The organism is Cellulophaga sp. HaHaR_3_176, assembly GCF_019021925.1.
Taxonomy (GTDB): domain Bacteria; phylum Bacteroidota; class Bacteroidia; order Flavobacteriales; family Flavobacteriaceae; genus Cellulophaga.
The window spans coordinates 682,092-692,944 of sequence record NZ_CP058990.1 but is presented as its reverse complement, the minus strand read 5'-3'; the positions used below and the strand labels follow the sequence as shown (position 1 = coordinate 692,944).

Annotated in this window: 6 protein-coding genes; all 6 read right to left on the bottom strand. The window is 32.0% G+C overall.

Features of this window, described 5'->3' with window-relative positions:
• Positions 1 to 39 precede the first annotated feature (39 nt).
• A complete protein-coding gene (locus tag H0I23_RS03025; RefSeq protein ID WP_216784993.1) occupies positions 40 to 756 on the bottom strand; it encodes a hypothetical protein in 717 nt (238 codons plus the stop codon).
• A gap of 236 nt (positions 757 to 992) precedes the next feature.
• Complete coding sequence (gene bglX / locus H0I23_RS03020) at positions 993 to 3,302, bottom strand: beta-glucosidase BglX (RefSeq protein WP_216784992.1); 2,310 nt, start codon at positions 3,300 to 3,302, stop codon at positions 993 to 995.
• Between the two features lie 80 nt (positions 3,303 to 3,382).
• Positions 3,383 to 4,144 carry an endonuclease/exonuclease/phosphatase family protein gene (locus tag H0I23_RS03015; RefSeq protein WP_254073642.1) on the bottom strand — a complete coding sequence of 254 codons (762 nt, stop codon included), beginning with the start codon at positions 4,142 to 4,144 and terminating at the stop codon, positions 3,383 to 3,385.
• Positions 4,145 to 4,227: 83 nt separating this feature from the next.
• Positions 4,228 to 5,808, bottom strand: coding sequence for a family 16 glycosylhydrolase (locus H0I23_RS03010; protein WP_216784990.1), 1,581 nt, complete (start codon positions 5,806 to 5,808; stop codon positions 4,228 to 4,230).
• Between the two features lie 119 nt (positions 5,809 to 5,927).
• A complete protein-coding gene (locus H0I23_RS03005) occupies positions 5,928 to 7,562 on the bottom strand; it encodes a RagB/SusD family nutrient uptake outer membrane protein (protein WP_216784989.1) in 1,635 nt (544 codons plus the stop codon).
• A gap of 19 nt (positions 7,563 to 7,581) precedes the next feature.
• Entirely contained in the window at positions 7,582 to 10,659 is a 3,078-nt protein-coding gene (locus H0I23_RS03000) for a TonB-dependent receptor (RefSeq protein ID WP_216784988.1), read from the bottom strand.
• Between the last annotated feature and the right edge of the window lie 194 nt (positions 10,660 to 10,853).

Below are 10,853 nucleotides of genomic sequence, written 5' to 3'. Positions count from 1 at the left end.
TTAGTTGGTCATGATAATTTTAATAAGTATCTGAAGTTGCTACCTCATTTCTACCATTACTAAACCAACGCCTACTTGCGTAACAACACCACCTTGTGCTTGCCCAACTATTCTTAACATAACATCGGTTTGAGCACCTGCATCAATTGTAGTCCATGGTGTTTTAGCTAAACCATTTACAGATATAGATAGTCCAGGTCCGAAACTTGCACTGTTTAGAGAACTCCACGTAGTTCCATTATTTGTTGAATATTGTAAAAGCATATCTAAACCAGAACCTAAGCCTAATGTTAAACCCGTGATGTTCGCAATAAGTCTCATTTCTCGCACATTAGTTAAGTCCAGTTGAAACCTATGAATCGTTAAACCTAAAAGTTCTGCCGGAGCAATATCACTTACACTTGCCCAACCTGAAGGTGTTATACCTGATAATATTGTAAATGCTGTAGTAGCTACACGATTATATAAATCGTAAACAGCACCTTGAACGAACATTACCGTATTTTGTTTATCCGTATCAAAAATCAGTAACCCGTCTGCTGGATTTGTAAGAGCGGTAATTTGTGCTGTTGTCATTCTTGGTATTAATAAGCCACCTGTTGTCGACTGTATATCTAAAGCTGCAGATTCATCTGGGCTTAATGTATTTATACCAACAGACTGAGCGTTTGAAGATTGAATACTTATTAATAAGACCCCACTTAACAACATACATTTTAATAGAGTAAATAAATTTTGAGTTACGAAAGATTTCATAAATTTTGGCTTTAAATTATCTTAAGGCATAAATGTAGGTGTGAAATTCGGAACACACCTACTTATTGTTGTGAAATCTTACAAAAATGATGTAAGAATACACGTTAACGATTATTTTTTTTATTTAAATAACTGATAATGAATATTTAAATAAATTTATCAAACCAAAAAACCATGCGAATCTTAAGAGATTGACATGGTTTTTCTTGAAAAAAAATGTAAGAATTTTATAGTTTTTATTCTATAATTTTAAATGATGCTTTTAAACTAGCGCTAGAATCTCCTCCTACCCAAATATCAAAATCACCTTCCTCTACTTCCCATACTTTGTTACTTGTATAAAATTGAAGCATATCGGCATTAATAGTAAAATTTACAGTTTTTGTATCGCCTGCTTTTATAAGTATTTTCTCAAAAGCTTTTAACTCTTTTATAGGTCGAGTTAAACTTCCTACTATATCTCTAAGGTACAATTGCACTACTTCTTCACCATCTAAAACACCCATATTTGAAACCTCCACAGACAGTTTTATTTGTCCATTTTTTGAAATCGTATTTTTATCTAGCTTTAAATTTTTATACTCAAAACTTGTATAACTTAACCCATACCCAAAAGGATATAAAGCTGTTTTGGGAGCATCTGTATAACCAGAGTACGTAACATGTTTACTGCTGTAAGGTCGTCCTGTATTTTTTTGATTATAATAAAGAGGCTCTTGACCTACATGATAAGGAAAAGAAACAGGCAATTTACCAGAAGGATTATAGTCTCCAAACAAAACATCAGCAATAGCATTACCAGATTCTGAACCTAAAAACCAACACTCTAATATTGAAGGTATTGTTTTAGCTGCCCATGAAATATCCATAGGTCTACCATTCATTAAAACAATAACTACATTTTTATTTACTTTATAAACTTCTTCTAGTAACTGTTGCTGTACACCAAGGAGACCTATATTAGTTTGGCTACGACCTTCTCCCGTCTGAAAAGCATTTTCACCAATAGCTAACAATACTACATCTGCTTTTTTAGCTGCTTCAACTGCAGCTGCAATACCTGAGGTATCTGTTGTATTAAATTTAAGTGGGTGTAAGAACTGATTTTCACCTGGCTCTAATGTTGGCACAGTAAGGTCAGCACCCTTTTCATAATAAATCTTAGTTTTTTTTCCTACAGCATTTTTAACACCTTCTAAAAGAGATACTGCTGAACTGTATTTTCCCTTAGCTCTCCAATTACCTAGTGGAGTATCTTTATCATTCGCTAATGGACCTATAACCGCTATACTTTTTATGCTTTTAGATAGTGGTAATAAATTGGTTTCATTTTTTAATAAAACGATTGATTTTTTTGCAGATTCTCGAGCAATTTCTAAATTCTCTTTTGAATAGACTTCACTTTTTTCTCTAGATGCATCGCAATATTTATATGGGTCATCAAAAAGGCCTAATTTAAATTTTAATCTCAACACACGTTTTACAGCATCATCTAACTGCTCAATCGTTATTTTATTTTCTGTTAACAATGTTTCTAAATGAGCTTCATATGCGTATGATTCCATATCCATATCGCTACCTGCATTTAAAGCTATTTCAGCTGCGTGTTTTTTATCTGTAGCGTAACCATGTGCTATCATTTCTCCGATAGAGCCCCAATCTGAAACTACAAATCCATCCCAGGCCCAATCTCGTTTTAAAATATCTCTTTGTAACACTTTATGCCCTGTAGAAGGTATTCCATTTAATTCATTAAAAGAGTTCATAAAAGTTGCTACCCCAGCATCCGCAGCTGCCTTAAAAGGTGGTAAAATAGTATTATGTAACTCATACTCACCAATGTTCACTGTATTATAATCTTTTCCGGCCTCTCCAAAACCATAACCTGCAAAATGCTTAGCACAAGCGGCAATAGTATGTGGTAGTGATAAATCATCGCCCTGAAAACCTTGTATTCTTGCTACTCCTATAACTGTATTCAAGTAGGTATCTTCTCCCGCACCTTCCATTATTCTACCCCAACGTGCATCTCTAGACACATCAATCATAGGGGCAAACGTCCACTGTATACCTGATGCGGCAGTCTCTTTTGCAGCAATAGCTGCTGTTTGTTTTATAATATCTAAATCAAAACTAGCACTCTCACCTAAAGGGATGGGAAAAATTGTTTTATACCCATGTATAACATCATAACCAAAAATTAATGGAATTTTAAGTCGTGAATGCTCCATAACAATTTTCTGAGTTTCTCGAATAGATGCTACTGAAGAAATGTTTAACATTGAACCTACTTCTCCCCTTTTAAGTTTGTTTAACTTATGTTGATCTCCGTTTGATGATGATGGACCTGTTGCATTCCACTTACCACTATATTGCACTAATTGCCCGATTTTTTCGTTTATATGCATTAATGCTAAAACTGAATCTACTTTTTCTTCTATCTTATCATCTGAATTAACTATTCTATTCTTTATTCTACGATTGAAACTATAAGATATACCAACAAGTAATACTATTACAAAAATTAATAATGTTTGCTTTTTCATGTAATCAAATTTAATAGTTCAATTGATATTTTTAGCACCAATTTAGTTCTGAGTACTCTTTTAGTATGTGTGAAAAAAGCTTACTTTATTGTAAAATCGATATAAACAGGAAAATGATCTGATGGGTATTTAAGCGTATCTGAATCGCTCAAAACAGCCTGTTTATTTATTTGAAGAGGTTGCGATTTAGACATAAAAATGTAATCTATCTTTCTTGTTACAGCTTCATTAAATTTAAACCCGTTGAAAGTACCGTCTGGACCAAATGTTATGTTAGATACTGTCTCGGTATTTAACATAGATTCTGATAAGTTTTTAATCAATAAACTATTAGGTTCTACATTAAAATCGCCCATTAAAATTACTGGATAGTTTTTGTTGTTAACCTCAGCTATTTTTTGCTGAACAAGCTGTATGCCATTCAATCGTGCTTGTTCTCCTACATGGTCTAAATGTGTATTAAAAATCCATATTTTTTTTGAAGATTTTAGATCTGTAAATAAGCCATAGGTACAAACTCTAGGATATGCAGCATCCCAACCTTTTGATACTTTTTCTGGAGTATCAGAAAGCCAAAAAGTATTTTCATTTTCAATTTTAAATTTTTTAGCATTATAAAAAATAGCAGAATATTCTCCCTCATCTTCACCATCTCTTCCTGTACCAATAAACTTATATTCTTTTAATGCTGTTTTTAAATCTGACATCTGATTAGGCTTGGCTTCTTGTACTCCTAAAATATCTGGACTAAAAAATAATACTTGAGAGCTCAAAAAATCTTTTCTATTGGTCCAAGCATTTTCTCCATCGGACGCAACATCTAAACGGATATTGTACGTCATGGCGCTAAAATCTTGGCTTTTACAACTTGTAAAGCTCATTAAGAAAAGAAAAACTAGTAGTGTATAATATTTTATCATTTTATTTATTTTTTCTGAAAAACTCTAACATAATCAACCATCATTTGTTGAGGAAAAACGGTATTATCAATTCCCTTTTGCCCCCCCAACATGCCACCTACAGAAACATTTAATATTAAATGAAATTTTTGATCAAAAGGCCACTCATCAGTTGTTTTATGTTCATTTTTTATGTGATTGTAAACAACACCATCTAGTAAAAAATCCATCTTTTCAGGAGTCCATTCTATTGAGAACACATGAAAATTATCGTAAGGTTTTTCAATATAAGCCTTTTTACCTTTTTCAGTTCGTTTAATGTGGTTATATGCTTTGGTATGTATGGTACCAAATATAGAATCTGGACTGAAACCAACGTGCTCCATAATATCTATTTCACCACTCTCAGGCCAACCAACTTCTTTTCTATTTTCTCCTAACATCCAAATAGCAGGCCATAGACCTCTACCTTTTGGTAATTTAGCTTTTACGTCTATTCGTCCATATTTCCATGATGCTAAACCTGCTGTTTTTATTCTAGCGGATGTGTATTGTGCAGTATCAATTTCTGTTATATAGTTTAACCAACTTTTACTTTTTAAAACATCATTATTAAAATCCTTGTTAGCTATTTTTTCTTTATGAGCTTCAATAATTAAATGTCCATTTACTACCCTTACATTTTTTAAACTATCGGTAAAATACTGCTTTTCTTTATTACTAATAAAGCCATAATCATAAGCCCATTTAATACTATCAAGTTTTCCTTTATAATTAAATTCATCACTCCATACTAACTCATAATTATCTGTAATTGAGCTTTCTGGTATTTTTTTAAATACCAGTTCTGGCTCATCAGTAGTAATAAAATCAAATTCATTGGCAAGTAACCAATCAATATCTTCTACAGTATTACCAACCCAAGCGTTTAATAGTAAGGAGTTTTTTTTAGCACTTTTTATCCATTCTGGTTTTTTTTTAAGTTTATAAACCAAATAATCTAACCCCGAAATATTTGCTTTTTTTAGTTGTTCTGGGCTTTTAGAACCATCTAAATATTGCGTTTTTGCATTTGCATCTAACTCTTTAATTTTGATAAGTGTTTCGTAACTAAAACTTATATAAGTAAGTATATATGCTTCGGCTTTTATTTTTTTAACCAGTTTAACAACACTTTCTGCAATAAGGCTATTTCTACCTTTAATTTTTGAAGGTTTTATCTCGCACACTAAACCTGTATTAGAGTTGTTTTGCATACCTGCCTCTAAATAATCTTTTAAAGTAGGTAAAATTTCTCCATTAAAAAGCTTGTATTGAGATAGTTCTGCATAGGTAGATTCTTCAACTACCAAATCATTATAATCTGCATCATGAGTAACAATTAGCACATTATCAGATGTCATCCGAACATCAAATTCTGACCCAACACAATTTAAAGCAATAGCTTGTTTTAATGCTGCGATAGAGTTTTGAGGAAGGTTTTTAGCTTTCCAAGCTCCACGATGTGCAACTACAGGGTTATTTGCAAAAGTGTGATTGCTTTTTTGAGACCATGTTTTACAAGAAATTAATGCTACAAGCAATGTACTTATCAATAAATAACGCATGATTTTATATGTAAGATTAATTAAAAAATTGCAAAATTATTTTTTAAAGGTCATTAAATTTAGGGGCAAAAATGCCCCTAAATCATAAATTCTAACTATTTAAAAAACTCAAAAATTTATTAATTATATCCATCGTTTTGAGGGTAATTTGGACTCAACAAATCTAAATCTTCTTGAAAAATTGCAAAATTGATATAATGATCTTCCCAGTTTACTCTTGGATCCTTACTACCATCAAAATAACTTGGGTAATATGCACCGTCACCTGCATAACTTCTCATTTGAAAGTTTAATACTTCGGCTCCAAATCTTTTTAAAGTAAACCAACGTTCACCTTCAAAAGCTAGTTCACGAGCATTTTCGTCCAATATATCTTGTAATGTTACATTTACTAGCGGTGTTGCATTTGCTCTAGTTCTAACTGCATTGATATAAGGTAATGGATCTCCTGACGATCTTAGCATCGCTTCTGCTGCTATTAAATAAGTTTCTGCTAATCTATATATCAAAACATTACTTCTTTGAGTATATGAATTTGTGTCATCATCATCTTCTGCATACTTTATACAAGAAGGATGTAGCCTTTGGTAATATGTCGTATATGTAGCACTTGGGTTGTCTAAATCTGTAATTGGCTCATAAATATCAATGATATCTCCTACTTTTTTACCTTCTGGTAAATTATTTACATCGTTATAAAAATAATTTAATCTAAAATAGGTATCATCATCTCTAGTATCATTAGGGTCTTCTGCTAATAAATTCAATAAATAAAGATTTGGAATCACTCTAGAAAAACCTCTTCCACCTTGTGCTATATCAGCATTAATACCTGAAATTTGAAAATATTGAGTTACATAATTTGCATTCATCATTGTAGCGCCACCGCCACCTAACAAATCATCTTCTGATTGTATTGTAAACAATTGTTCTGAATGATTTTTATCTCCTTTAAAAACATCGGCAGTAGACGCAACTAAACTATGTGGGCTTTCAGGATCCTCAATAACTGATACTGCTTGTGCTTTTGCTTCTTCCCAGTTACCTTCCCACATGGCTACTTTAGCTTTTATATGTTTCGCTGTACCTTTAGATACACGTCCGAAATTCACATTCCAATCTAAATGTTCAATAGCAAAACTTAAATCGCTATTTAGTAATGCAAAAATTTCTTCTTTAGACGATTTATTTTCTATAAGATTAAAAGCATTATCAACAGTTACAGATTCTGTAGTAACATAAATATTGTTATACATTCTATAAAGGAAAAAATAAGAATTTGCTCTGAAGAATTTTGCTTCAGCTATTATTTGATTTCTTATATCTTCATCAATACTCTCTAAAGTTTCTGCTGCATTAATTATATCCGTAGCTTTACTTGTAAGATTATAGTAGTGTTTCCAAAATAAAGATGATGCTAATTCAGTTCCATAATCTATTTGAGAAACGGCTCTTTCATACCTACCAACTAAGCCTGTATAGCCACTTCTTGAAAAAGCTAAATCGCTTCTAGAAGGCAATAAAACGCCTCCCATATAATCTTCTGTTGAGCTATCGTAACGATCTCTATTGAATTTATATAAACTTACAATTCCTGATTTCAAACCTTCTTCGGTAGAATATACATAGTCAGAATCAATCAATGTAGTTGGCTGTTCAGAAAGATAATCTTCACAAGAAATTAATGTAAATAATATGGCTACACCCAATAATAGGGTATGTTTTGTTCTCTTATAAAAAAATGATGTTTTCATACGTTGTTTTTTAATAGAATTATAAATTAACTTTTACGCCAAATGTTAAACTTCTAGCATCTGGATAACCTGTATCGGCACTAGAAAAAGTACTTCTAATATTTACTTCTGGGCTATAGCCTAAATAATCTGTTTTTGTAAATACATTTGTTGCAGTAATGTAAAACTTTACTTGGTTAAAATTAAGTTTTGGAATTGAAGAACCTTGTAATGTGTATCCCAAACTTAAAGTTCTAAGTCTTATATATGAAGCATCTTTAATCGCTAAAGAATTAATGTATTGAGGTGCCGCATCAAAACTTGCTCTTGGAAATGTGTTTGACGGATTTTCAGGAGTATAATACGGTACTTTAACACCATTTAATTTACCTGACAACGTACCTCCGTTATTAAAATCTGATAAAAAAGGATTTACTTTAGTAGCACCTTCAACAGCATAAAAATCTACTAATAAATCAAAACCTTTATAGGATAAGGTTGATGAAAGTGAACCAAACCAATCTGGATTAGGATCTGTAAATACACGATCTTCTATTGTTATTTTTCCGTCAGGAATACCTGTTACATTACCTTCTTCATCTATACCATTAACATCTTTTATTTTTATATCACCAGGTCTAAGGTCTGTTTGTGAAATAGTTGATTCTGGGTTTGCTTGTGGTGCATTAGCAAAATCATCACCTACTTGCCATATGCCATCAAAAGCATATTGCCTGATAACTCCATTAGGTTGCCCTACATAATAATTATAAGCATCATCTTCAAGTATCGGATTCCCTTCTCCGTCTTGATACAATTCAACTAAATTATTTTTATTATTAGACCAATTTGTAGATACTGACCATCTTAAATCTTCAGTATTGATAAGGTTTGCCGTCAAACTCAATTCAACCCCTGTGTTTTGTAATTCTCCTGCATTAAAATAAGTGTAACTATACCCCGTAATTGATGGTACTCCCCTTCTTAATAAAAGATCATTTGTTCTTGAATCGTAATATTCTACACTACCTGTTAAGAAATTTTTAAATATAGAAAAATCAAGACCAAGGTTTAACGTTGTAATTCTCTCATATTTTAAATTTACATTTGGTAAAACTGTTGATGGAGAATACCCTGATGCTGTCTCACCATCAAAAATATATTGCTGCCCTTCTGCGGTGAATAATGATGTATAAGGACTACTTAATGCATTAGCTAAAGAACCATAACTAGCTCTAAACTTTAATTCTTGAATTGCGTTAACATCTCGTAAAAAACTTTCGTTATGTATTTTCCAAGCGAAAGAGGCTGCTGGGTTCTGAATCCATTTATTGCCCTCTGCGTTTACAGAAGCGCCATCTGCTCTATAAGTTGCAGAAAATAAATACCTATCTAAAAGATTGTAACGTGCTCTTGCCATAAAAGAAGAAGTTCTCAACGTTGTTTGGTCACGCTGTACAATTACATTTCCGATAGCATCAGTGATACCATTATAACCATTTGTTTCATTTATAAAACCCCTACCTTCTGTAAAGGTTCTTGTAAATTCATTTTCATCATTTGCTTGAACCAATGTTAAATTGAAAATGTTATTTTCATTGAATTCTTTATCAAATGTTAAGATGTTTTCAATTAAAAATGATTCTCTTAATTGATTATCTATTCGTGCAATACCCCTGTCTGTATCTCCTGCAGAACTTAACGAAGATTGGTATTGACCTCTTTCTGAATTTTTTCTAGTAAGGTTAGCCTTTAATTGGTATTGTAAATCTTTTGATATTTGATATGAAGGTGTAATATTGATTACAAAATCATTCCCTTTTTCATCATTTTCTTGCTCTCGTAAGTTCCAAAGCGGATTAACAGCCGTTAATTCTTCTCCACTAGGAAATTGAGTTATATTTCCGTTTTCATCATAGGCACTACCTAAAGGAGATGTTGTAATTACATTTATACTTGCTGGCCTTTGAATATTGTCGTTCAATAAATTCAGATCAAATGTTACAGAAAATTTATCGTTAATTTTTTGATCGACATTTAATCTTAAATTTTTTCTATCGTAACTAGATTTTGGAATAATACCATCTTCTTTAAAATAGTTTAAACTACCATAAACTTTAGTCATTTCGGTACCTCCCGAAATACTTAACGATTGGCTATATACAACACCTGAACGCAATAGTTCATCTTCCCAGTTCACAAAACGATTGTTTGCTATGTTATCTATTTCTATCTCTGAAAAAGCATCTATTTCATTTGGGTATTCGTCAGTTGCGCTATTAGAGCGAATTGCTTCTCTTCGTAATTGTGCAAATTCTTGACCATTGTAAACATCAAAATTACGTTCTATATTTTTTGAAGTTACATAACCATGGTACGATACGTTAACCTTACCACTTGTACCTCTTTTAGTCGTCACTAAAATTACACCGTTTACACCCCTAGAACCATAAATTGCTTGTGCTGAGGCATCTTTCAAAACTTCTATAGATTTAATATCATCAGCATTAATATCCTCAATACCACCTTGCCTAATAATTCCGTCTACTACATAAATAGCACTTGTATTACCTTCAATAGAGCTGCGACCTCTAAATATAATTTCAGAAGTTCCACCTGGTCTAAGAGTACCTCCTCCAACTTCAACTTGCAAACCTGCAACTCTACCTCTAAGCATTTCAGTAACATCTGAAGTAGGTGTAATTGTAGCTTTTTCTAAATCAGTAGTTGCTACTGCATTTACAATGTCACTTTTCTTTTGTGTACCATAACCTACAACTACAATTTCATCTAATGCACCTGCATCACCTGTTAATATAATTGTTATTGTATTACCTGTTATTGCAATTTCTTTAGATTTAAAACCTATATAAGATACCAATAAATTTGTTGCGTTTTCTTTAACTGAGATAGTGAAGTTACCATCAAAATCTGTTGATGTTCCATTAGTTGTTCCTTTTACAACTACCGATGCTCCTGGTAAGGGCATATTATCTTCTGCTGATAATACTGTTCCTGTAATTACTTTTTGTGATTGAGCTATTGCAACAACAGATGTCAACAAAAATAACATAGGAAATAGTATTTTAATTTTTTGATTAAATAGTTTTAGTTTCATATAAATAGTAGTTTAATTGAGTTTCAAAAGTATGGTGTCGCTTTATTTTTAGGTTTACTTTAACATTAAGTATTTGTAAACTTAGCGTCTAACATTAAGAATTTGATAAATTTATGCCCGATAAAAAACGAACATCGCATTTTTTAGTGGTATTACGGAATAGATTGTAAGTTATAAACCTAGCAAAGACGGCG